Origin of the sequence: Sodalinema sp. (assembly GCF_046483825.1) — a bacterium.
GTDB lineage: Bacteria > Cyanobacteriota > Cyanobacteriia > Cyanobacteriales > Geitlerinemataceae > Sodalinema.
Genome location: NZ_JAWOCL010000253.1, coordinates 1 through 21638, shown reverse-complemented (window position 1 = coordinate 21638; position 21638 = coordinate 1). Strand labels below are relative to the sequence as shown.

Here is a 21638-nt window from a genome sequence, read left to right as displayed (position 1 = left end):
ATCGCACCATCCCAAACCTCGCGCCGCATCCCGAACTTGAATAATGGCATCGGCGCGATCGCCGAGATGGCGGACAACGCCTTTCTTGCCCACCCGCGATCGGCCCACCTCGAACTGAGGTTTCACCAAAACAATCGTTTCCCGAGGTGACACCAACAAATTCCAAAGGGCCGGAAACACCTTTTCCAGAGAAATAAACGAGACATCCGCCACCGCCAAATCCGGGCGCGGGTCATCAGCCTGATACAATTGCTCCGGGGTGAGATAGCGTAAATTTGTGCGTTCCTTGAGAATCACCCGGTCATCCTGACGCAGCTTCCAATCCACCTGACCATAGCCCACATCCACGCCATAGACCCGTTGCGCCCCTCGTTGCAACAAACAGTCCGTAAAACCTCCCGTGGAAATCCCGCCATCGAGACAAACCCGATTCTCCACCCAGACAGGAAACACCTGTAACGCCTTGTCCAGCTTTTCCCCACCCCGAGACACAAACGGCGATCGCGGTTTCACAGAAATCTCCGCATCCACCGCCACCGCCGTCCCCGGCTTATCCACCAACTGCTGATTCACCCGCACCTCACCCGCCCGAATCCAGCGTTGGGCCAACTGACGCGACGAACAGAGTTGTCGCTCCACCAACAGCGTATCCAAACGTTGCTTCACCAAAACTTCTCTCCCCCCTGTTCCCTGTTCCCTGTTCCCTGTTCCCTATTCCCTATTCCCTATTCCCTGTTCCCTTCCTCTTCTCATGCTTCTCATAGGCCGTGACAATCTTCTGAACCAGAGAATGACGCACCACATCCGCCGCTGTGAGCTGACAAAAGGCGATTCCATCGACGTTTTTGAGAATCTTCTGGGCCACCTGTAACCCCGACATCTGAGTTGAGGGTAAATCCGTCTGAGTGACATCTCCCGTCACCACCATGCGGGAATTAAAGCCCAAACGAGTTAAGACCATCTTCATCTGAGCCGATGTGGTATTCTGAGCTTCATCCAGGATGACAAAGGCATTATTGAGAGTTCGTCCGCGCATATAGGCGATCGGGGCAACTTCCACGATTCCCCGTTCCATCAAATCAGGAATCTTCTCCGCGTCGATGAGTTCATAGAGCGCATCATACAGCGGACGCAAAAAGGGACTCACCTTTTGCTGCAAGTCTCCCGGAAGGAATCCCAACCGTTCCCCCGCTTCCACCGCCGGACGAGTCAAGATCAGCCGTTCATAGCGTTTGTCGAGTAACGCCTGCACCGCCAACATGGCCGCTAGATAGGTTTTTCCCGTTCCCGCTGGGCCAATGCAAAAGGTTAAATCATGGTTGCGAACCGCCTTGACATATTGACGCTGACGAAAGGTTTTCGCGCGAATATCCTCACCGCGACGGGTGCGGGTGAGAATATCATCTCGTAAATCTCTGAGTTCATCTTGTCGCCCCGTATCCAGGGCATGAATCGCTGTGTTAATATCCACATCAGCCACCGGCTTGGCCACTTTCCAAATCGGTGAGAGAATTTGAATCAGTTGCTCACAGCGTCCGGTTTGGCTATCCGTTCCCGAGACAAAGAGTTCTTGACCCCGTAAGACTAAGGTAGCGCCGGTTTGCTGCGCTAGGGTTTTGAGATTGACTTCCTGCTGTCCCACCAAGGCGAGGGCGCATTCAGGACTGTAAAGATCGATGGTGAGTCGGGGGGTCATATCCTAGGGATAGATATTTGGCAAGATTTGGCAATTCAGACGGGAGGCTTCTTATCGACACTTAAAAATAGGCAAAATTTATTAGCGATAACCTTATGGGGCAATGCTTTTGGTTGTCTTGAGTGTCCTACTTCGTGTGACTTTCGACGGCTTAGGGAGAAATGGAAACAGAGACTCGGCTTAGTTCCAGTGTAGAGCCATTTTCAGTATGGCATGAGTCTACACTTGAAAAAAACCGAGTCTAGCCGAGAAACTTGGAGATAGCCGCCGCTATTAGGCGCTAGCTTCGCTCGTTTCAGCTTCAGTGGCTTCTGCTTCGCTAGATGCAGCTTCAGTCGTTTCAGCTTCAGTGGAAGCCGCCGGGGTTGCGGCGGGAGTTCCGGCGGGAGTTCCGGGTTTGGGGCCAACAAGCTCAGCGCGACGGAGGATGTCGCGAACGGTATCCGTGGGTTGTGCGCCATTGTTAAGCCATTTGAGCAGTTCTTGACTGTCGAGGCGCGTCTCGCCGCTACGGGGGTTGTAGAACCCGAGTTCTTGCAGAGGACGACCATCGCGACGAGCCGAACTCTCCATGGCTACGATACGATAACTGGCTTCTCTTTTTTTACCGAGGCGTTTGAGTCGAAGTTTAATCATGTGTGCAAAAGTTGGCTATTTCGGGTTTACCCTTCTGTACTAGGATAACTGCAAAAGGTCAGTTCTCTAGTATAAACTGTTTTTTCCCATTGAGCATCCCGGCGATCGCTCGGGACTGGGTTGAAATCATTCCTTAAGGCAGTATAATTGCCCCTAAAGTCGACGATAGCTATGGCACAGCGATATATCCGCGTCCGCACGGCTGAAGGACGAATTTATTATGGCTCTTTGCAAGTTGACCGCAGTGTCAAGATCTTCGATGCACCGCCCTGGCTGAACGGGAAGCCGACCGAGATGACCTGTGCGGCGGAAACCTACGAGTTATTGGCCCCCTGTGCGCCATCCAAGATTGTGGCGGTGGGGAGAAACTACCGCGATCATGCTGAGGAGATGGCGGCGGAGGTTCCCACCGAACCCCTGTTGTTTCTCAAACCACCGACAACGATTGTGGCTCATGACACGGCGATCGTGTATCCTCCTCAATCTGAGCAAGTCGACTATGAAGGGGAGTTGGCCTTAGTGATTGGCGAGACCTGTCAGGACTGTTCCCCGGATGCGGCCTCAGAGTATATTTGGGGATATACGATCGCCAACGATGTCACCGCTCGGGATTTACAACGACGCGATCGCCTCTGGACAAGAGGAAAAGGCTTTAACAGTTTCTGTCCTCTCGGCCCCTGGGTCGTCCGAGAAATCAACCCAGGCGCGAAACTGCAAACCTTTCTCAACGAGGAAGAGAAACCCCGCCAGTCAGCGCAATTAGATCGCATGGTCTATTCCCCGGAGGCCTTAGTCTCTTATATCTCCCAAATCATGACCTTGTTACCGGGAGATGTGATCCTAACCGGAACGCCGAAAGGGGTGGGTTCCTTGCAAGTCGGCGATCGCGTGCGCGTGGAAATCGAGGGAATCGGCGCCTTGGAGAATCCCGTGATTCCCAAGCCAACTCCCCCAGTGCAGATCTCAGAGTCAGCTTAAAACACCTGAGAATTGGCCGCATCAGAGATTCCCGGAAGTTCGGGATATTGTCCCCGCAGACATTGCACGAGACTAAAGCCAACCGCGGCGATGGTTCCCAAGAATAGGGTATTGACGAGGGTTTCTAACAGCAATGGCGCACCAGATTGTAACCCAGATCCGAACAGACTCAGAATGAGGCTGCTAATCGAGAGAATAATCGTCAGCAGAACCGCCTGCATCCCGTTAAACCGAACAAAGCGGTTGAGACTATCATTGCGAACCACCGCAAAGAAGAGGACAAAGAAGAGAATCAGCCGCCCGAAAGGGATAGCATTATAGAGTTGAATGACCGGAATCAGGGGGATAAAGAGAACCTGGAGGATGGGAAATTGGCGAAACAGGAAGCTACCAAAGCTGAGGCCTTCCATCAGGGGAACCAGATACACGGCGGCCGCGCCGAGGCGATCGCGCCAGCTAAAATTAGAAGGGCTGTTCATAAAACACTCAAAAATCGATACATTAGTCGTGAGGCCAGTCTCTCCATCCTATCGGAATTCAGTGATCCAGGTGTTGGTAAGCCGCATCCGAGACAACCGGGAGATCCGGATATCGCCCAAACGCCGTTTGGATAATCGCGTAGAGAGATCCCCCAAAAACGGCTAAGAAAACCATATTCGCAATCACCGCCACAAGAAGATTTCCCGATCCCGCCGCCGTTTGCAGAGGAAGTCCGATGAGTTGGCTAACAATGGCGATTAGGGACAAGCCGATTTTGATAATCAGGGCCTGCATCGTATTGAAGCGCAAAAAATGACTGAGATTGCGGTTGCGAACCACCAGCAGGAACAACGCAAAGAAAATAATCAGTCCACCGAAGGGAACGCCTTGGACAAATCCCCCGTAAAGCATCAGCAGGGGAGAGAGGGGAATTAAGATGAGCTTAGCCAGCAGTGGCATCAGATCGAACAAGTAGCCACCATAGCGGATCGATTCGAGTAGGGGTAACAGATAGATGACACAGGCTAGGATGCGATCGCCCGGAGTCTGTGAACCTCGCCGAGTCATAGGAATATCTCCAATGGGGGGGTAAGTTTCTTACTATGGTAATCGATATGCCATCTGACCCGATTGGCCGCCTAGGACTTCATCAAACTCAGGATCATGCAACCCCTCACCCATGTCACGAGATACCTGGCCAACTCAGCCTTGGCCCTATTACTCATCACTAGCTGTTCCACACCAGAACCTCCCCCAGACACCCGTTCAGACACCACCCCAGACGCAGACAGAACCGATCTCGCAGCAACCCCCACCCCCGACTCATCCTCCCCGAACTCAGATCAATCCCTGTCCTTAGACCAAGATTGGCAGCAAACCACCATCATTGACAACTTAGAACATCCCTGGGGATTAGCCTGGCTTCGGGACGGAACCCTGCTGATTACGGAACGGCCCGGACGTTTACGCATCGTCCGCGACGGCGTATTAGATCCCACCCCAGTCTCCGGAGTTCCCGAGGTGTTGGCCCTCAATCAAGGGGGATTACTCGATATTGCGGTCCATCCCCGCTTTGAAGAAAACGCCTTAATTTACCTCACCTATTCTCATGGAACGCCGGATGCAAACCAAGTCCAAGTGGCGCGAGGGGAGTTGCAGGAAAACCGGTTAGAGAATGTGGAGGTTATTTTTGAGGTCTCTTCCCCCAAAACAGAGGGACAACATTTTGGGTCCCGGATGGCCTGGCTTCCTGACGAAACCCTACTGGTGAGTATTGGTGATGGGGGAAATCCGCCGCTGGAACTCGATGGGGAGTTGATTCGCACCCAGGCCCAAAATCGCGATAGTCATTTGGGGTCAATTGTACGTCTCAACGACGATGGGTCAATTCCTGAGGATAATCCCTGGGTTGGAGACGCTGACAGTGACCCAGCGATTTGGAGTTACGGCCATCGCAACATCCAAGGCTTAGCCGTCGATTCGCAAACGGGTGAGATTTGGTCAACGGAACATGGGGCCAGGGGGGGTGACGAGTTGAATCGGATTCAAGAAGGCGAGAATTACGGTTGGCCCTTGGTGACGCACAGTGAGGAATATACAGGAGGTGCGATTTCAGACCGCCAAACCCATCCCGATATGGTTGACCCAGAGGTGGTGTGGACTCCGGCGATCGCCCCCTCGGGGTTAGCGATCTATCATGGAGATCTCTTTGCTGGCGGGTTGGTCTCCCAAGCGGTGCATCATATTCAGTTAGATGAGTCGGGTCAGGTGACGGACCAACGGGCGATCGCGATCGGTCAGCGGGTTCGGGATGTCCGCGACGGCCCGGATGGTCATCTCTATGTGTTAACGGATGCGCCGCAAGGCCAGTTAATTCGACTCGATTAAGTGTGGAATACACCCAGTTGGAGGAGCCTTTTTAATGAGGGTCATTGCACGGCGACGGTTGCGGGAGTTTTGGGAAAATCATGCCGATGCAGAACAGCCATTAAAAGCATGGTTTCATGATGTGGTTCGGATGAACTGGCAGAGTCCAAACGATATCAAGCAGATTTATGCAAATGCAAGTATTATTGCGAACAATCGGGTAGTCTTTAATATAAAGGGTAACGATTACCGTTTAATCGTCCATGTTCGTTACGACCTCGCAATCATTTTTATTCGCTTTATCGGGACTCATGCTGAGTATGATCGTGTTGATTCTGCAACAATTTAAGGATATCGATTAATGTTGAATTTAAAACCCATCAAAACCAAGGCTGATTACGAGCAAGCGTTATTAGAAATAGAAAGCTTGTTTAATGCTCCCTTGGGAACACCGGAGGGCGATAAGTTGGAAATCCTAGTCACCTTGGTAGAAGCCTATGAAGAAAAAATGGAGGCGATCGCCTTGCCAGAAGTAAGTGAGCAGACTTTGTATTTTCTAGAATCACGAAATCTTGAGGCTTCACCATTTATTGCCGGTTTGAAGCGCCGAGGTGTGAGTGATCAGGTGATTCAAGAAGCATTGAGTGAATCACTCCCGTAACGTTAAATAACTAAGAATAAACCAATTGTCTCAACTCGATTAAGTCTTAACCTGTTGCTACCTGGACTTCACGGAACATGAGCAAATCCTCTCAACTTCCCCAATATGTCAGTGATTTGATCGCCCTCTACGGCAATGACTACGGAATCTTACTCGGATCAGCGGTGTTCTACGACATCGTAGATCCTGACACAGACTTAGAACAAATTGCACTACGCTGTCAACGCCAGTTTCTCGGACCTGAGTGGTTCGACTCCAAACAAGAAGACTGGCTGGGGGGATGGCTTCTACTCTATCGCCGCCCTGATGGGCAAACTGGCGATATTGTCAAGGAATTTGAAGCCGTTTATGACATCTTCGAGAAAATTCTACACCGGTTCCTGGATCCATTAAACAGTAGTGATGAGGCGATCGCCCGCCAAAAACTGGCGATCGCCTTCGATGACCCGGATGTCAGCGATTTGCGAATCTATGAAATGCACGACCAAGACATCCTCACCGGACGCTTGGTGATTGGCCGTCGTCGCAACGGCGAAACCACCACCCTGATTATTGTCTGTGACTAGACAGGTGACAGACTGACCCGTCCCGAGCCTCTTACATAAGCCCAGCTTATATCTATCATTAGGAAGAGTTTTGTAACAAACCCTTTACAAAGCGTTACAAATTCGTTAAGGTAGTACCAGATTCATACCAATCATATTCACCCAACTACAACACCTGTAGTTACACAGCAATCATTTAACTATGACAACCACACTTCAACAACAGCAATCCGCCTCCCTCTGGGAACGGTTTTGCGGTTGGGTCACCAGCACCAACAACCGCCTTTACATCGGCTGGTTCGGTGTCTTAATGATCCCGACCCTGCTCACCGCCACCACCTGCTTCATCATCGCCTTCATCGCCGCTCCCCCCGTGGACATCGATGGTATCCGCGAACCGGTGGCTGGTTCTCTACTCTACGGAAACAACATCATCTCCGGTGCCGTTGTTCCTTCCTCTAACGCGATCGGACTTCACTTGTACCCCATCTGGGAAGCTGCCAGCCTCGACGAATGGCTCTATAACGGCGGTCCTTACCAGCTCGTGATTCTTCACTTCCTCATTGGCGTCTTCTGCTACATGGGTCGTGAATGGGAACTGTCCTTCCGTCTCGGAATGCGTCCCTGGATTTGCGTAGCGTACTCCGCACCCGTTGCCGCTGCCACCGCAGTCTTTCTGATTTACCCCATTGGTCAAGGTTCTTTCTCCGATGGTATGCCTCTCGGCATCTCGGGAACCTTCAACTTCATGTTGGTGTTCCAAGCTGAACACAACATCCTGATGCACCCCTTCCATATGCTCGGTGTGGCGGGTGTCTTCGGTGGTGCCTTGTTCTCCGCCATGCACGGTTCTCTCGTGACCTCCTCCTTGGTTCGTGAAACCACCGAGAGCGAATCTCAGAACTACGGCTACAAATTCGGTCAAGAAGAAGAAACCTACAACATTGTCGCCGCTCACGGTTACTTTGGTCGTCTCATCTTCCAATACGCTTCCTTCAACAACAGCCGCTCTCTGCACTTCTTCTTAGGTGCATGGCCGGTAGTTGGCATCTGGTTCACCGCCTTAGGTATCAGCACCATGGCGTTCAACCTCAACGGCTTCAACTTCAACCAATCCGTGTTGGATAGCCAAGGTCGCGTCATCAACACCTGGGCTGATGTCATCAACCGTGCCAACCTGGGTATGGAAGTGATGCACGAGCGCAATGCTCACAACTTCCCCCTCGACTTGGCAGCCACTGAAGCGCCTTCGATTAACGGCTAGACCCCTCTCTCTCTAGCCTAGAACTCAAGCGCCTCCTACGGGGGGCGCTTTTGGCGTTGGGGCCTACGATATAGGATGAGACTTGATAATCTTCTAGGAGCCAACATCTTGCTATCTGCAAATGAACTCAACCTTAGCCTTCAACCTAAATAAACCCCAAGATCTCCCAAACTACAGCATCCCCCAAGCCGCCCACTACCTGAGGATTCCCGAAGCCACAGTTCGCACCTGGGTTAAAGGGAGACAATATCCAACCAAAGACGGCAACAAAACCTTTCAACCTCTCATCGAGCCTCCCCAAGTTCGCCCCCAACGCCTCAGCTTCATCAACCTATTAGAAATTCATATCCTCCGGGCCTTGCGAACCCAACATAAAATTGACCTAGCGAACGTCCGCACTGCCCTTGACTACCTACAAAGCCAATTTGACCAACCCCATCCTCTCGCTAGCAATCGCTTTCTCACAGATGGGATCAACTTATTTATTGAGCGCTGTGGGAACCTGCTCAACGTTAGTCAAAACGGACAACTGGCCCTGCGAGCTGCCTTAGACTTACATCTCGATCGCATCGAATGGAACGATCGCGGTTTAGCGTTGCGACTGTACCCCTTTACCCGCACTCGGGAAGAACAAAGCCCCAAAATTCTCGCCTTCGATCCGCGAATTGCCTTTGGTCGCCTGGCGATCGCCCACATTGGGGTTCCCACGGATGTTGTGGTTGATCGCTACCGGGCCGGAGAAACCACGCAAGAGTTGGCAGAGGATTACAACTGCGATCTAGCTTCGATTGAAGAGGCCATTCGTTGCGAACTTCCCGCAGTAGCATGACGGGTAAGCCTCCCATCGAGCCAATTGTCTTCTATATTGACCGATGTCTCGGTCGCAAACTAGGGCAAACACTACAAGAACAAGGGCTAACCATTGCACTCCATGATGACCATTTTCCCCCAAATGCTCTCGATGTGGAATGGTTGCCAGAAGTGGGACAACGAGGTTGGGTTGTCCTGACAAAAGATGCTCGGATCAGCCGCAACACCATCGAACGCCTAACAGTTGCCACCTACAACATTCGTATGTTTGCCTTAACCTCTCAGAACTTAACCGGCGACGAGATGGCGAATGCTTTTATGGCGGCCATGACTCGAATCGAGCAACAGATCAGACAGCAAGATGCTCCCTTTATCGCCAAGGTCTATCGGGACGGTCGTGTGAAACTGTACCGCGATCGCCCAGCGCTTCTCGATGAACTCCAACATTAGAACTCAAGCGCCTCCTGCGGGGGGCGCTTTTGGCGTTGGGGCCTACGATATAGGATGAGACTTATTGAGGCTGTTTAACTATGACTCGACAACTGACGATTAACTATCCTGAGACCTTTCCTGATGCATTAGGTCAGAGCCAAGAGCAATTTGAACAAGCAGCTAAATGGGCCATGGCGGTCAAGTTATTTGAACTGAAACAACTTTCCTCAGGAATGGCTGCTATGTTATTGGGGGTAGAGCGGACCACATTTCTCTTAAAGTTGGCGGATTATGGTGTACCCATGATCGATTTAGATGAGAGAGAACTACAGTCTGATCTAGACAATGCCTGAGACTCGAATCATTGCGATCAATACATCTCCTTTAATTGCTTTAGTGGCTGCTCTAGGAGACTTACGGCATCCTCCTCAAAGCTAAGCAATACTATCCTGAGTTGTCGGTACGGGGGGCGATCGCCAAGATGCTCAACCACAACATCCGTCTGAGTCAAACCGTCATCGACTTTGCCCTACAACAAGCCGGGGAGGATGCCTGAAGCTCTCTAGGGGTGAGACGATTATATAGGTTTAACTTATATCTATCATTTCGCCATTCCCTCATCCAGCTAACCATGACTGCCCCCCATAAGATACAACAGGGCCATGCGAACAGCGACACCACTGGTCACTTGAGCCTGAATCAGACTCAACTTAGGGTCATCCATCACATCAGAACTGAGTTCAACGCCGCGATTCGTTGGGCCGGGGTGTAGAAGTTTGACCTGAGGCTGACAGCGTTTGAGGCGATCGCGCGTAATGCCAAACGACTGATGATACTCTCGCAAACTGGGCAACAGATGGGCCGTCATCCGTTCTCGCTGTAGCCGCAGCGTCATCACAAAATCCGCCCCCTGCAACGCCTCATCGAGATCCCAATGTAGATGCAATCGCTCGGGATGATACGCTCCCATCGCTTGGGCAAATAACTTTGGCAGTAACGTGGGGGGTGCCGCTAGGTGAACCTCCGCCCCACTGGTGGTTAAACTCCAAATGTTCGATCGCGCCACCCGTGAATGCAAGATATCCCCAACAATGGCGATTTTCTTACCCTGCAAACAGTCAGTTCGGGGATTGTCACGATCTAAATGAGCGCAAATCGTAAATAAATCCAACAAAGCCTGAGAGGGATGTTCATGGAGGCCATCCCCGGCATTGAGGACTCCCACATGAGTTCCGAGGCGTTCCATCTCGCGGGCAATCACCTGAGGAACCCCCGCCTGTTGATGGCGTATTACCATCATGTCCGTCCCCATCGCCAGATAGGTCTTGGCAGTATCTAAAATGGTCTCTCCCTTCGTTAACGAGGAGTTTCCCGGCGCAAAATTAAGAGTATCGGCCGACAGACGCTTCGCCGCCAACTCAAAGCTACTGCGAGTGCGAGTCGATGGCTCAAAAAATAAGTTGGTCACGACCCGTCCCTGCAACGTGGGGACTTTCTTGGTCCGTCGAGATAACACTTCCCGAAAACTTGCGGCTGTGCGTAACACCGTGTCGTATTCAGGAACAGAGAAGTCTTCTAAGGACAGGATATGTCGCCGAGTCCAAGGAGGGGTCGCTATGGCAGTCATTAGAGAAGGTTACATTATGCGCGCTAACAGTATCAAATCATATCTGGTGTTGTTCCTCACCGGGGCGATCGCCAGCCTGGCCCTCACCGATTCCGCCCAGGCCCAACGGCGGTTTGGTTCCCCCCGCAGTAACCAACCCCTAATCACCGACACCGAACCGAGTTCCCCAGAACCTCCCCGAACCCCCTCAGAGGCCAACGGAAATCCCAACGACATCGAGTTAACGCCTGATAATCCCAATCCCCAAGAACCGAGTCTCGATCAGCAAAGCCTCACAGTCACCGTCTATCGTCCCGACCTCTTTTGCGAGAACCTCATCCCCCGAACCGAACAAGTTTCTCCTGAACAACCCACCGAAGGGGCGATCGGTCATGTTCTCAAAGATTGGGCACAAGGAGAGTTTCGTCTGGCTGGCTATCGCGTACAGCGGGACGACCTCACCGGGGTGGTGAATGTGGATTTACGCATCGCCCCCGACGCACCCCGCCGTTGGTCCTCTCTCTCAACCTGTGAACAATTTTCCCTCCTGGGGAGTTTACGCAGCACACTCCTGGAAAACCCTGAACTGGATATTGCTGGGGTGGAGTTCACCAGTCAGGGACGACCGTTGGTGTTTTGAAGAAGGGAACAGGGAACAGGGAACAGGGAACAGGGGGGGAGAAGGCAAGAGAGAAGATGTGGGGGCGTCCCCTTGGGGCTGTACTCTTCGGGCAAGAGGCTATGAACTGTCCCTGGCTTGCCTGTATCCTGAGAACAAGAGCAATTTGCATTAACATATCCCCTTGACCATGAATCAGGAGTTACAGGAGAGACAACGGGCCGCCGGGGCCATCACCGAGGAGATCGCCCCAGGAGTGACGGCGGCGGTGAGTTTCAACAATGACGGCGACGCTTTCAAGGCGGCCCAATCCGGGGTAGCCCTGTACGATCGCACCCCCTGGGGACGCTTAGAACTCACGGGAGGCGATCGCCTTCGCTTTGTCCATAATCAAAGTACCAATGAGTTTAACCAACGGCAGCCGGGAGACCTCTGTGAGACAGTATTTGTCAACAACACAGCCCGCACCCTCGACCTGGCCACCGCCTACATCACCGATGAGGCCGTCATTCTCTTGGTTTCCCCCAGTCGCCGCGATACCCTCTTTCAACTCTTAGACCGCTATATCTTCCCCGCCGATAACGTCGAATTGCGCGATCGCACCTCAGAAACGGCCTGTTTTAGCCTCATCGGTGACAGTAGCCCTCAACTCCTGCAAAAACTCGGTCTTTCCCAAGAGATTCCCCCAGGACAACATCGCCTCCTCAGCCTAGACCATCTCCCCGATTCCCCCCAAATTCGCATCGGGGCCAGTAATGGCCTCAACCTCCCCGGTTATACTCTCCTCTGTGACGCGGACCAAGCTGCCAGCATCTGGAACGCTTTGCACGAAAACGGGGCCACCCCCCTCGGAGAAAAGGTTTGGCAGCAACTACGCATTCAACAGGGACGACCGGCCCCCGATGCGGAACTAACCCTGGACTACAATCCCCTAGAAGCGGGACTCTGGGATTATATTTCCTTCGACAAAGGCTGTTACATCGGCCAAGAAACCATCGCCCGTCTCAACACCTATCAAGGGGTCAAACAACAACTCTGGGGACTCCGCCTCAGTGAGTTCGTAGACCCCGGAACCCCGATTCAGGTGGAGGACACTAAAGTCGGAACCCTCACCAGCATCGTCGCCACAGAGGACGGCTATCTCGGCTTAGGCTATATTCGCACCAAAGCTGGAGGGGCTGGCTTATCGGTTCAAGTCGGGTCCAGTGAGGCCACGGTGATCGACGTTCCCTTCCTCTCCCGAGGCTACCTCACCACCGTCGAGAAATAGTTGGGTTAGGTTCTCCCTGTTCCCTGTTCCCTGTTCCCTGTTCCCTTCTTTTGCCTCTTGCCTCTTGCCTCTTGCCTCTTGCCTCTTGCCTTTCTTCCCCTATGACCCATCTACTCATCCCTGCGGCGGGCGTTGGTCGCCGTATGGGCAGCGATCGCAATAAACTCTTACTTCCCCTCCTCGACGAGTCGATTCTGGCTTGGACTCTCAAAGCGGCTGAAGCGGCCGAAGCGATTACCTGGATTGGCTTAATTTGTCAACCCTATGACCGCGACGAGTTTAAGGACATTCTCAGTCAACTGGCCCTCCGTAAACCCGTTCACTTGATTCAGGGAGGAGAGACACGTCAGGAGTCGGTTTATAACGGTTTACAAGCCCTTCCTGAGGATGCCCGCCATGTCTTGATTCATGATGGGGCCAGGTGTTTGGCGACGCCGGATCTCTTTAACCGCTGTGCCAAGGAGGTTCAGACTTGTCCCGGACTCATCGCCGCGATTCCGGTTAAAGATACCATCAAAGTCGTCAACGATGACTTAGAAATCCAGGATACCCCCGATCGCCGTCGTCTCTGGGCCGCCCAAACCCCCCAAGGCTTCGAGGTGGCCACCCTCAAGGCTTGCCACGATCGCGGCCGGCGAGAGGGTTGGCAAGTTACGGATGATGCGGCATTATTTGAGAAATGCCAGCTTCGGGTTCAAATCGTCCCCGGAGAAGACACGAACCTGAAAGTCACCACCCCCATCGACCTCACCATCGCCACCTTTGTCCTCAACCACCGCGATCGCCAATCTTAACCCCACAAACGACAACAGATCGATTAAGCTAAAAAACGGATTCCCCCAATCCCTTCCCAAAACCAGAGTAAGAGAGGGCAGCACTTGCAGTACCCCCGACTCGTGCCTCTTGCCATCCCCTCTTGGGAGGGGTTAGGGGTGGGTTATGCCTCTTCCCCCTATTCCCTATTCCCTGTTCCCTGTTCCCTGTTCCCTGTTCCCTGTTCCCTTAACAAACCTCCTATGCCACGGACACAACGCAACGACAATTTCATCGATAAATCCTTTACGGTGATGGCAGATATCATCCTCAAGATTCTGCCCGCTAAACAATCGGCAAAAGAAGCCTTTGCCTACTATCGTGATGGGATGTCCGCTCAAGCCGATGGTGAATACGCCGAGGCCATGGACAACTACAAAGAAGCCTTAAAACTCGAAGATGACCCCAACGATCGCAGTTATATTCTCTATAACATGGGTCTGATTTATACGAGCAACGGCGACCATGACCAAGGGCTAGAAAAATATCATGAAGCCCTAGAGTTAAATCCTCGGATGCCCCAAGCCTTTAACAATATCGCGGTAATTTATCAATATCGAGGAGAACGGGCGAAAGAAGAGGGAGATTTCGATGCCTCTGAAGCCTTTTTTGATAAAGCCGCCGACTATTGGAAACAGGCGGTTCGCTTGGCCCCCAACAACTACATTGAAGCGCAAAACTGGATGAAAACGACGGGTCGTGCCTCGTTAGATGGCTTCTAAAAGTCACCCCAATCTAACAGAAACTCACCCCAAAAAACAGGTCACATTGCTTTTTAATTCGAGAAATTACCATGAGTCAATTTAATCGTGATGATGTCAAAAAAGTCGCCCATTTGGCTCGTTTACAATTAACAGAAGCTGAAGAAACTCAGTTTGCTGGTCAATTAACTGGGATTTTGGACTATTTTGAACAGTTGGAAGAGTTGGATACGGAGAACGTAAAACCGACCGCCCACGCCATTGATATGCGAAATATCACTCGCGTTGATCAGCAAGAATCTTATCCTCATCGGGACGATTTGTTGGAGTCCGCCCCCGACCGTGAAGATACGTTTTTCAAAGTTCCTAAAATTATGTAGTTTGTGATGTAGTTTGTGATGTAGTTTGTAATGTAGTCTGTTGCGGTTGGCGATGGCGTTGGCGGAATTGTTCCTCGCACACCGCATCGAGGAATGGTTGGGCCAGGGATTGGAGATGACGATCGCCCCTGTCATCGGAGATGGCCCTAATGGCGATCGCCTCGGGACTGGGGGAGTGAACCGAGAAGCCGAGATGACAGAGGCGTTCCAAGCCAATCTCTAGGGGGCGATCGCCGATTCCTAGTTTCTGCTGAATGACTTGCCGTGAGCGGGTTTCACCGGTTCGACTAAGATATTTGGCGATCCCAATTAAGGTTAACCAGGTTTGCTGACTGGTTTCGGCTAACTGGTCCATCGAGACGGGGTCGCCGCTGGCTTGGCCCCAATCCGGCCGGGACATCTCCAAAGCAATAGACTCGCCGCTGGGACGCACATCAATCAGACGGACTTGATATTTTGGAATTTTGGCTGAGGTTTTCCAGTTGGTGTTGACGTCGAGTTCAACAATGACATCACAGGGACTTGGGGGAAGTTCCTCTTTGTAATGACCCCACCAGATTCCCGGAAAGCCCTGATCACAACTGGCGTCTTGCAGTTGGAAATGGGTAATCAGATATTGCAACTTCTGACCCTTGACTCGCAGTTTCCGGTGATAGACCCCCTGAAACTGGCATTGTCGCAGCAATAAACGAGGGACCGGGTTGCCCATTCCACAGGGTTCGAGGTGTCGTAACTCGTCCAATAAGCCTTGTCCTAGGTCCGCAACCGTTACCTCTAAGTCATAGTTGAGGATCGGTTGAATCCCACCAAAACGTCCAAGATGTTGCAAGAGTTGTTGATTGAGGGCTTCTCGTAACAGGGGCAGATTCTCTAGGGGAAGGCTTAACCCAGCGGCGAAGGGATGGCCGCCAAAGCGATGTAACAGATGAGATTGACGGTTGACTAACTCATAGAGATCTAAACCCGCCACAGATCGGGCCGATCCTCGGGCAAAGGGAGGGTCACTAAAAGGGTCTTCGCAAAGTAAGAGGGTTGGACGACCCCATTGGCTGGCGATTTGGCCGGCGACTAAGCCTAAAACTCCCACATCCCATTGGGGATCGCTTAAGACAATGACGCTGGTGGTGGAGAGATCAATCTGTTCGAGTTGCGTTTCTACGCTTTGCAAGACTCGCTGTTGGACTTCTTTGCGGCGATCGTTGGCTTCGTCGGCTTGTTGGGCCAGGAGGCGGCTGCGATCGCCATCTCGGGAGGTCAACAACTCCACACAAAAGCTGGCATCTCCATAAATGCGACTGACGGCGTTGATGCGTGGCCCGATACCAAAGGAAATATCGGTCGGGCGATCGCCGTGGGCTTGACAACGTAATAACAGTTCTGTCACCCCTGGATGGGTGGGTGTTGTCAATTGTCGTCGCAGTTGCTGGAGTCCCCGTTGGGCTAAATAGCGACAATCTCCCCGTAACTCCACTAAATCGGCAATCAAACCGATGGCGACCAAGTCTAGGAGACTCTCTAAGGGCTGTTGGGGAATGTCCGGTTGGGCGGCGTAGAGGGCTTCAACTAATTTATAGGCCACCGCCACCCCCGATAAATGATGGAGAGGATGATCCGACGGAAAATGACGAGGGTTAATGAGGGCAGTGACTGGGGGCCGTTGTGGTAACAGAGTATGGTGGTCGGTGACGATGATATCGATGCCCAACTCGGCGGCGTATTGGATTTCGTCGAGATTGGTACTTCCCGTATCGCAGGTGACGATGAGGTGAATCCCCGCCGCCGCTAACCGCTCAATTCCGGGCCGATTGAGTCCATGCGACTCGGTGAGGCGATTGGGGATGTAGTAGGACAATTGTGGGGAATCTGGACCACGGTCGAAAAATTGCCCCAGTCCTTCCCAAAGAACTGACGTGGCCGTTACTCCGTCCGCATCGAAATCACCCCAGATGGCCACCTGTTCCGAGTGGGCGATCGCTTGTTGCAGACGGGCGATCGCCTGCTGCATTTCTGCCCCAAATGCAGCCGCAGCAGTCGGTCGGTAGTGGTCTGCATCGAGGAACCCGGGTAGGCCCGAGAGGTCTCGTTGGTCTCGATTCCAAAGGAGTGTTGCCAAGCGTCTCCCCCCAGTAGGGGCGTACCGTTGCACCGCTCGTACAAACTCATCCGGTGGCGAGTTTGGGGTGCTACAGTGCCAAAAGGCTGGGGGATGTGACCGCTCCATTTACTCTCTCCACGTCGTCCACTGCCTCTCATTAACCGTTGTGTTTGAATGTCGAGAAGGAGTCGGAGGGGTTGAAATGACCGGGGCGGCCATCGCTTCGCTGGCACTCACCTGAGGAATTTGGGAAATGTCACCGTCACCATCGAGGTTGGTGAGATCCAGGGAGGGGTCATTCTCGGGGGAAGCGGTTGGCGGCCGGCGGTATCTCTGGGGCGATCGCGGGTCCCGAAGCCGGCATTTTTTGATAGAACTAGGACGTTTTGGACAAATGTTGAAGCCTTGACCGAGATGAGCCGCATCTAAGGTCATCCTCACGGACTCGGAGACATCCCGCAGCAGGAAGTTACAGCTTGCATTCTCCGCCTGACGACGCAGTTCGATGAGTGAGGCCAGGCCATTGCGATCGATATGGTGAATATCACCGAGATCGACAATCCAAGTTTTTTGACCCGCCGCAATGGTCGTCAGGAGTTGTCCCAACTTCCGTTTCAGTTTGGCGGCACCATGGGCGTTGAGTTTTCCGTGGGGTCGGAGGACGATGGCCATCGCCGGTTTTGCACTCCCTCGATTGGGCAATCAGGTCTAAAACAACGGTTCAGAATGGTTAAGAAGGGTATTTCCTTGGCTTGAGACCCCAAATAAAGACGTCAGTCAACCAGGTGCATCCATCGTACCGTGAAATTTTGTTGGCTTTTAGGCTGTTTTCGATAACTTTGTCAAAGTTTCATAGAACTTTTAGCTTAGCTTTGCAAACTGGCTCGATTTTAGGGGGGATGGGCCAACCCATTCTCGATTTCGGGGGATTTATGTTGACTTAAAAATCAACATTTGTTACACTAAAAGAAGTTGCACCCCCAATCTCAAGTTACGATCGCCAACTCCCCATCAGCGGGGACGGTCTTCTAAGATAGGGAAGCTCTGCTGATCTAAGCCAACATGACCAGACTTCAATATCGACTGATGATCGGTGTCGCCAGCCTCAGTGTGGCGATCGCCATGTCCCTATCCGGGCCACTCCAGGCCAGCGACAAGGGTCCCACCCTTGTCACCTGGCAACCCAATGTCTTAGAAGCCATTATCCTAGGAATGGTGCAAGGATTAACGGAATTTATCCCCATCAGTAGTTCCGCTCACCTAAAAGTGGTCCCTGAATTTCTCGGTTGGGGCGATCCGGGGGCCTCCTTCACCGCCGTGATTCAACTCGGTAGCATCGTGGCCGTAATTTGGTACTTTTGGGCCGATTTAATTCAAGTCTTTGGCGGTGGCCTGCGAGCGATTCGCGATCGCAACTACCAAAGCGAAGACTTTAAAATTGCCCTGGGCATTGTCATCGGAACCTTTCCCATTGCCATCATTGGCTTAGTCATCAAATTTGGCTTTCGGGAGTTTTATGAAATCACAGCCCGCAGTTCGGTGGTGATTGCGATCGTCTCCATTGTTATGGGACTATTACTGGGACTGGCCGAACGCTTTTGTCGTCACAAACGCAACTTTGAACAACTCAACACCCGCGATGGCATTCTGATGGGATTCGCCCAAGCCTTAGCCCTAATTCCCGGCGTTTCCCGGTCCGGTTCAACCATGACCGCCGGGCTATTTTTGGGCTTAGAACGGGCCACCGCCGCCCGGTTTTCCTTCCTCTTGGGCTTGCCGGCCATCACCCTAGCCGGACTCGTCGAAATGGGCGATGTGATCGAGGCCACTCAGGAGGTGGGCCTGTGGCCCCTAACGGCCGGTATCCTCTCAGCGGGCATCTTTTCCTATCTCGCGATCGCCTGGTTAATCAACTATCTCAAAACCCAGAGTACCTGGCTCTTTGTCTGGTACCGAGTTGCCTTTGGGATTGTGATTTTAGTCGGGCTAAACATGGGCGTATTGCAACCGTAATACCAGACCTTAAGCTGTAACTGTGATGAGACAACCTGCCTCCATCCCCGTCGGGATTTCCGACTTATATAGCCTCAATGGACAACGCATCACCCTCAGTCAAGAACTCGGACGAGGTGGAGAAGGGAGTATTTATGCCATTGCCGAACATCCCCAGTGGGTGGCCAAGCTGTACCATGCCAACAAACTCACCCCTAACGGCCTAGCGAAGCTGCATTTGAGTTTACGCTATCCGCCGCAAAACCCCGCCATTGCCGCTCCCGTTGACTTGTTACTCAATCATCGAGGTCAAGTCTTGGGGTTTATGATGCCACGGGTTCCCCAAGGCTACCCGCTGCACGATCTCTATACGCCTCGCAGTCGTCGTCAGAAACTCCCCTTTTTCACCTATACCCATCTGCATCGAGTGGCCCGCAATCTCTCCGTGGCCGTGTCGGCGTTGCATCATCGCGGCTATGTCATTGGTGATGTCAATGAGTCCAATATGTTGGTGAATCCTTCGGCGTTGGTGTTTCTGATTGATACCGACTCCTTCCAGATTCGCGATCGCCTCTCTGGGGTGGTCTACCGTTGTGGCGTGGGGAAACCTGAGTTTACGCCACCGGAATTGCAGGGTAAACGCTTCGATCGCTGCGATCGCACCCCGGCCCAAGATGCCTTTGGCGTGGCGGTTCTGATTTTCCAACTGCTGATGGAAGGAACCCATCCCTTTGATGGAGTCTATCTCAAATCCGGTGAACCGCCCTTAATTCAAGATCGCATTTTAGCCGGTTACTATCCCTATGGCCAGCGTTCTGTGCCTGTGCGGCCCAAACCCTTTGCCCCGCCGTTAACGACCCTGCATCCCCAGCTACAGTCCCTATTTTTACGCTGTTTCGAGACGGGCCATCAGCGTCCCGAGTACCGTCCCACTGCCGATGAATGGGCCGTGGCCTTGACTCAAGCCGAACAGTCTCTCATCTCTTGTCAGCGGAACCCTCGCCATCGCTATGGAAGCCATTTGGCCCGTTGTCCCTGGTGCGATCGCACTGAAAAACTCGGCGGACGAGATCCCTTCCCTGGCCCCAATACCATCGTGCCACCCGTCCCGAAACGGCGATCGCGATCCAAACCCAAACCGCCGCGACGGGTTGAACCCACCATCTACCAGGCCCCACCTCGCCGCTTCGCCCGGCCCAAAAAACCCTTTCGCCGCAATTCTCGTCCTTGGCAAGTGATTATCGGCGGCACTCTCTCCTTAATTCTCGGCTATGGTGGCTATCAACACTGGCAGATGGAACAAGGCCGACAGATGAAGGTGCAAGAAATTGCTCAACTGTATGGTAGCGGGCAATATGAACGCTGTTTACAGGCGGTACGACAGGTTCCGTTGTCTGTGCGGGAGCGAGTTCAATCTCTCGGCGATCGCTGTCATCTCGGACAGGCCCGACAATTGGTGCGTTCAGGTCAGTTTAGCGGCGCCTTGGCTGAGTTACGACGAGTTGATGATCCGACTCTGGCTCAAGACACCATCGCCCATCTTCATCAGCGGATTACCTCGGGACTCCTCGACGAGGCCCAAGCGTTTTATAACCAGGGCAAGCCTGAAACCGCTCTGGCGGTGTTAGACCGGGTTCCTCAAGGGACCCTCAGCCCCGAGCAACGGCAGGATTTAGCTCGTCAATGGCAACAGGGGTGGGAGGCAAATCAACGGCGATTTGAGGCGGCTCAGGCGGCGCTTGGGGAGCAAAATCCTCAAGGGGCGATCGCCCAAACTCAGGAGTTGACGACAGACCATTGGCAGGAACAGGGGCAAGACCTCCGCGATCGCGCCTATGGGCAACTCGTTAACCAGGCTCTGAGTGAGGATAACCTCAGTCAAGCCGAAGCATGGCTGGAGAAGATCCAAGATTCCCGTCAACGTAACCGCCTCGCCTCTCGACTGGGGACTCTGCGCGATCGCCTAGAGTATGAAGCCAACCGCGAGTCCCTACAACAAGCCTGGGCCGCCCTCTATGATGGGGATTTCCAACTGGCTCAAGAGCGGATGAGTCAGTTCAGTGGTAACGTCAGCCAACTTGACCGCTTCGGCGATGAACGGCCCGAACGTCTCCGCCAAGCTCTCTCGAATTATCGTCAATTGCAAACTTGGTTGATGAGCGACGATTGGCAACGAGCCAATACTTGGACTCGTCAACAACTACAACGCTTCGCCAGTCGGCGCGTCTCCTGTCAGGAGGTTCAACTGTTAGATCAACTTTGGAATGAGCAAAGTTCAGGCGAACAGGGGTTGCGGCAACAATTGGAGTATAAACAGGAGCAAGAGATTTTAGGACAACTCAATCTCAGTCTTGAGCAACAGCAACAGTTAAGTCAGATGTATCCCCGGCGGCTCGTGATGGGTCAAACGGGGGCGGATCTCGATTATCGTTTAGCGAATTGTTTGGGTGTGAATTAAGGCTTGTAAATCAAGAGAAGGGGCGATGTTTGAGTTGTATTAAATGGTAGATAAGCAGGATAATTAGGGTTAAGAAAAAACTCAAAATAGCGAATACTAAAAAGATGATACCCGCTGTGGCTCCTTCGATTCCGGCAATATCATATTGACATACTCCCCACTAAGCAAGAGATGGGGATTCTCCGGCTAATCAAACCGACTAAGCGGCTTAACTGACGGTTGGTTTGACAAAGCGATCGGATTGCCAGAAACCCTGGTCTTATGCCCGTTCTTTGTCCATTTAGAGTCGTGGGTATGCCCGACCCCGACTTTTTCTATGTTTTTGGCAGCATTCTC

Annotated in this window: 24 protein-coding genes and 1 pseudogene; 17 read left to right on the top strand and 8 right to left on the bottom strand. The window is 52.6% G+C overall.

The features are described from left to right. The 3 genes and pseudogenes from R6U67_RS16095 to rpsP all read right to left on the bottom strand — a co-directional run. A partial coding sequence (locus tag R6U67_RS16095; RefSeq protein ID WP_410253488.1) for a TlyA family RNA methyltransferase occupies nt 1-669 on the bottom strand: 669 nt, incomplete at its 3' end. Between the two features lie 49 nt (nt 670-718). Further along, a complete protein-coding gene (locus tag R6U67_RS16090) occupies nt 719-1696 on the bottom strand; it encodes a PhoH family protein (RefSeq protein ID WP_087711914.1) in 978 nt (325 codons plus the stop codon). A gap of 408 nt (nt 1697-2104) precedes the next feature. Next, nucleotides 2105-2332: pseudogene (gene rpsP, locus R6U67_RS16085) on the bottom strand (30S ribosomal protein S16); the annotation flags it as partial. A gap of 171 nt (nt 2333-2503) precedes the next feature. Between rpsP and R6U67_RS16080 the strand changes: the two are divergent. Continuing rightward, complete coding sequence (locus R6U67_RS16080) at nt 2504-3310, top strand: fumarylacetoacetate hydrolase family protein (RefSeq protein ID WP_410253487.1); 807 nt, start codon at nt 2504-2506, stop codon at nt 3308-3310. On the opposite strand, the gene R6U67_RS16075 is transcribed toward R6U67_RS16080, so the two are convergent. Then, nucleotides 3307-3789 (bottom strand): Tic20 family protein, encoded by a 483-nt coding sequence (locus R6U67_RS16075; RefSeq protein ID WP_410253486.1) that lies wholly within the window; start codon nt 3787-3789, stop codon nt 3307-3309. The two genes, R6U67_RS16080 and R6U67_RS16075, sit on opposite strands and share 4 nt — an antisense overlap. A gap of 58 nt (nt 3790-3847) precedes the next feature. Then, nucleotides 3848-4357, bottom strand: a complete 510-nt coding sequence (locus R6U67_RS16070; protein WP_410253485.1) for a Tic20 family protein — start codon at nt 4355-4357, stop codon at nt 3848-3850. A gap of 96 nt (nt 4358-4453) precedes the next feature. On the opposite strand from R6U67_RS16070, the gene R6U67_RS16065 reads away from it, so the two are divergent. The 9 genes from R6U67_RS16065 (at nt 4454) to R6U67_RS16025 (ending at nt 9924) form a co-directional block, all read left to right on the top strand. Beyond that, on the top strand, nt 4454-5677 hold the full coding sequence (locus tag R6U67_RS16065) for a PQQ-dependent sugar dehydrogenase (protein ID WP_410253484.1): 1224 nt from the start codon (nt 4454-4456) through the stop codon (nt 5675-5677). 34 nt (nt 5678-5711) lie between these two features. Then, nucleotides 5712-6005, top strand: a complete 294-nt coding sequence (locus R6U67_RS16060) for a type II toxin-antitoxin system HigB family toxin (protein ID WP_087711901.1) — start codon at nt 5712-5714, stop codon at nt 6003-6005. 12 nt (nt 6006-6017) lie between these two features. After that, nucleotides 6018-6317: a transcriptional regulator gene (locus tag R6U67_RS16055; RefSeq protein ID WP_410253483.1), complete on the top strand. Its 300-nt coding sequence runs from the start codon at nt 6018-6020 to the stop codon at nt 6315-6317. Between the two features lie 77 nt (nt 6318-6394). Next, on the top strand, nt 6395-6883 hold the full coding sequence (locus R6U67_RS16050) for a hypothetical protein (protein WP_410253482.1): 489 nt from the start codon (nt 6395-6397) through the stop codon (nt 6881-6883). Nucleotides 6884-7064: 181 nt separating this feature from the next. Further along, on the top strand, nt 7065-8126 hold the full coding sequence (gene psbA / locus R6U67_RS16045; protein ID WP_410253481.1) for a photosystem II q(b) protein: 1062 nt from the start codon (nt 7065-7067) through the stop codon (nt 8124-8126). 121 nt (nt 8127-8247) lie between these two features. Next, on the top strand, nt 8248-8955 hold the full coding sequence (locus tag R6U67_RS16040) for a DUF433 domain-containing protein (RefSeq protein WP_087711150.1): 708 nt from the start codon (nt 8248-8250) through the stop codon (nt 8953-8955). Next, on the top strand, nt 8952-9386 hold the full coding sequence (locus R6U67_RS16035; protein WP_087711152.1) for a hypothetical protein: 435 nt from the start codon (nt 8952-8954) through the stop codon (nt 9384-9386). Before R6U67_RS16040 ends, R6U67_RS16035 begins: the two co-directional genes overlap by 4 nt. Nucleotides 9387-9466: 80 nt before the next feature. Beyond that, a complete protein-coding gene (locus R6U67_RS16030; protein WP_410253480.1) occupies nt 9467-9721 on the top strand; it encodes a UPF0175 family protein in 255 nt (84 codons plus the stop codon). 68 nt (nt 9722-9789) lie between these two features. Continuing rightward, nucleotides 9790-9924, top strand: coding sequence for a hypothetical protein (locus R6U67_RS16025; RefSeq protein WP_410253489.1), 135 nt, complete (start codon nt 9790-9792; stop codon nt 9922-9924). Nucleotides 9925-9993: 69 nt separating this feature from the next. On the opposite strand, the gene R6U67_RS16020 is transcribed toward R6U67_RS16025, so the two are convergent. Beyond that, nucleotides 9994-10995 (bottom strand): aspartate carbamoyltransferase catalytic subunit, encoded by a 1002-nt coding sequence (locus R6U67_RS16020; protein ID WP_410253479.1) that lies wholly within the window; start codon nt 10993-10995, stop codon nt 9994-9996. Nucleotides 10996-11011: 16 nt separating this feature from the next. On the opposite strand from R6U67_RS16020, the gene R6U67_RS16015 reads away from it, so the two are divergent. From R6U67_RS16015 to gatC, 5 genes are all read left to right on the top strand, one after another. Then, on the top strand, nt 11012-11614 hold the full coding sequence (locus R6U67_RS16015) for a hypothetical protein (protein ID WP_410253478.1): 603 nt from the start codon (nt 11012-11014) through the stop codon (nt 11612-11614). Between the two features lie 169 nt (nt 11615-11783). Beyond that, the gene (locus R6U67_RS16010; RefSeq protein ID WP_410253477.1) at nt 11784-12863 is read left to right on the top strand and encodes a YgfZ/GcvT domain-containing protein; all 1080 of its coding nucleotides are present in this window, start codon (nt 11784-11786) and stop codon (nt 12861-12863) included. A 101-nt stretch (nt 12864-12964) separates the two neighbouring features. Next, a complete protein-coding gene (gene ispD, locus R6U67_RS16005) occupies nt 12965-13657 on the top strand; it encodes a 2-C-methyl-D-erythritol 4-phosphate cytidylyltransferase (RefSeq protein WP_410253476.1) in 693 nt (230 codons plus the stop codon). 222 nt (nt 13658-13879) lie between these two features. After that, nucleotides 13880-14398: a photosystem I assembly protein Ycf3 gene (locus R6U67_RS16000; RefSeq protein ID WP_068789116.1), complete on the top strand. Its 519-nt coding sequence runs from the start codon at nt 13880-13882 to the stop codon at nt 14396-14398. Nucleotides 14399-14469: 71 nt separating this feature from the next. Then, nucleotides 14470-14757, top strand: coding sequence for an Asp-tRNA(Asn)/Glu-tRNA(Gln) amidotransferase subunit GatC (gatC, locus tag R6U67_RS15995; protein ID WP_410253475.1), 288 nt, complete (start codon nt 14470-14472; stop codon nt 14755-14757). On the opposite strand, the gene recJ is transcribed toward gatC, so the two are convergent. After that, nucleotides 14750-16978, bottom strand: coding sequence for a single-stranded-DNA-specific exonuclease RecJ (recJ, locus tag R6U67_RS15990; RefSeq protein WP_410253474.1), 2229 nt, complete (start codon nt 16976-16978; stop codon nt 14750-14752). The two genes, gatC and recJ, sit on opposite strands and share 8 nt — an antisense overlap. Continuing rightward, a complete protein-coding gene (locus R6U67_RS15985; RefSeq protein WP_410253473.1) occupies nt 16979-17524 on the bottom strand; it encodes an STAS domain-containing protein in 546 nt (181 codons plus the stop codon). It lies immediately after the preceding gene. 390 nt (nt 17525-17914) lie between these two features. Between R6U67_RS15985 and R6U67_RS15980 the strand changes: the two genes are divergently transcribed. Further along, entirely contained in the window at nt 17915-18865 is a 951-nt protein-coding gene (locus R6U67_RS15980) for an undecaprenyl-diphosphate phosphatase (RefSeq protein ID WP_410253472.1), read from the top strand. A gap of 25 nt (nt 18866-18890) precedes the next feature. Then, nucleotides 18891-21302, top strand: a complete 2412-nt coding sequence (locus R6U67_RS15975) for a hypothetical protein (RefSeq protein WP_410253471.1) — start codon at nt 18891-18893, stop codon at nt 21300-21302. Nucleotides 21303-21638: the final 336 nt, after the last annotated feature.

Bases quoted from the DNA above. Each gene is read 5' to 3' on its own strand.
- R6U67_RS16090 (WP_087711914.1), bottom strand. From the start codon at position 1,696: ATGACCCCCCGACTCACCATCGATCTTTACAGTCCTGAATGCGCCCTC.
- R6U67_RS16080 (WP_410253487.1), top strand. From the start codon at position 2,504: ATGGCACAGCGATATATCCGCGTCCGCACGGCTGAAGGACGAATTTAT.
- R6U67_RS16075 (WP_410253486.1), bottom strand. From the start codon at position 3,789: ATGAACAGCCCTTCTAATTTTAGCTGGCGCGATCGCCTCGGCGCGGCC.
- R6U67_RS16070 (WP_410253485.1), bottom strand. From the start codon at position 4,357: ATGACTCGGCGAGGTTCACAGACTCCGGGCGATCGCATCCTAGCCTGT.
- R6U67_RS16065 (WP_410253484.1), top strand. From the start codon at position 4,454: ATGCAACCCCTCACCCATGTCACGAGATACCTGGCCAACTCAGCCTTG.
- R6U67_RS16060 (WP_087711901.1), top strand. From the start codon at position 5,712: ATGAGGGTCATTGCACGGCGACGGTTGCGGGAGTTTTGGGAAAATCAT.
- R6U67_RS16055 (WP_410253483.1), top strand. From the start codon at position 6,018: ATGTTGAATTTAAAACCCATCAAAACCAAGGCTGATTACGAGCAAGCG.
- R6U67_RS16050 (WP_410253482.1), top strand. From the start codon at position 6,395: ATGAGCAAATCCTCTCAACTTCCCCAATATGTCAGTGATTTGATCGCC.
- psbA (WP_410253481.1), top strand. From the start codon at position 7,065: ATGACAACCACACTTCAACAACAGCAATCCGCCTCCCTCTGGGAACGG.
- R6U67_RS16040 (WP_087711150.1), top strand. From the start codon at position 8,248: ATGAACTCAACCTTAGCCTTCAACCTAAATAAACCCCAAGATCTCCCA.
- R6U67_RS16035 (WP_087711152.1), top strand. From the start codon at position 8,952: ATGACGGGTAAGCCTCCCATCGAGCCAATTGTCTTCTATATTGACCGA.
- R6U67_RS16030 (WP_410253480.1), top strand. From the start codon at position 9,467: ATGACTCGACAACTGACGATTAACTATCCTGAGACCTTTCCTGATGCA.
- R6U67_RS16020 (WP_410253479.1), bottom strand. From the start codon at position 10,995: ATGACTGCCATAGCGACCCCTCCTTGGACTCGGCGACATATCCTGTCC.
- R6U67_RS16015 (WP_410253478.1), top strand. From the start codon at position 11,012: ATGCGCGCTAACAGTATCAAATCATATCTGGTGTTGTTCCTCACCGGG.
- R6U67_RS16010 (WP_410253477.1), top strand. From the start codon at position 11,784: ATGAATCAGGAGTTACAGGAGAGACAACGGGCCGCCGGGGCCATCACC.
- ispD (WP_410253476.1), top strand. From the start codon at position 12,965: ATGACCCATCTACTCATCCCTGCGGCGGGCGTTGGTCGCCGTATGGGC.
- R6U67_RS16000 (WP_068789116.1), top strand. From the start codon at position 13,880: ATGCCACGGACACAACGCAACGACAATTTCATCGATAAATCCTTTACG.
- gatC (WP_410253475.1), top strand. From the start codon at position 14,470: ATGAGTCAATTTAATCGTGATGATGTCAAAAAAGTCGCCCATTTGGCT.
- recJ (WP_410253474.1), bottom strand. From the start codon at position 16,978: ATGGAGCGGTCACATCCCCCAGCCTTTTGGCACTGTAGCACCCCAAAC.
- R6U67_RS15985 (WP_410253473.1), bottom strand. From the start codon at position 17,524: ATGGCCATCGTCCTCCGACCCCACGGAAAACTCAACGCCCATGGTGCC.
- R6U67_RS15980 (WP_410253472.1), top strand. From the start codon at position 17,915: ATGACCAGACTTCAATATCGACTGATGATCGGTGTCGCCAGCCTCAGT.
- R6U67_RS15975 (WP_410253471.1), top strand. From the start codon at position 18,891: ATGAGACAACCTGCCTCCATCCCCGTCGGGATTTCCGACTTATATAGC.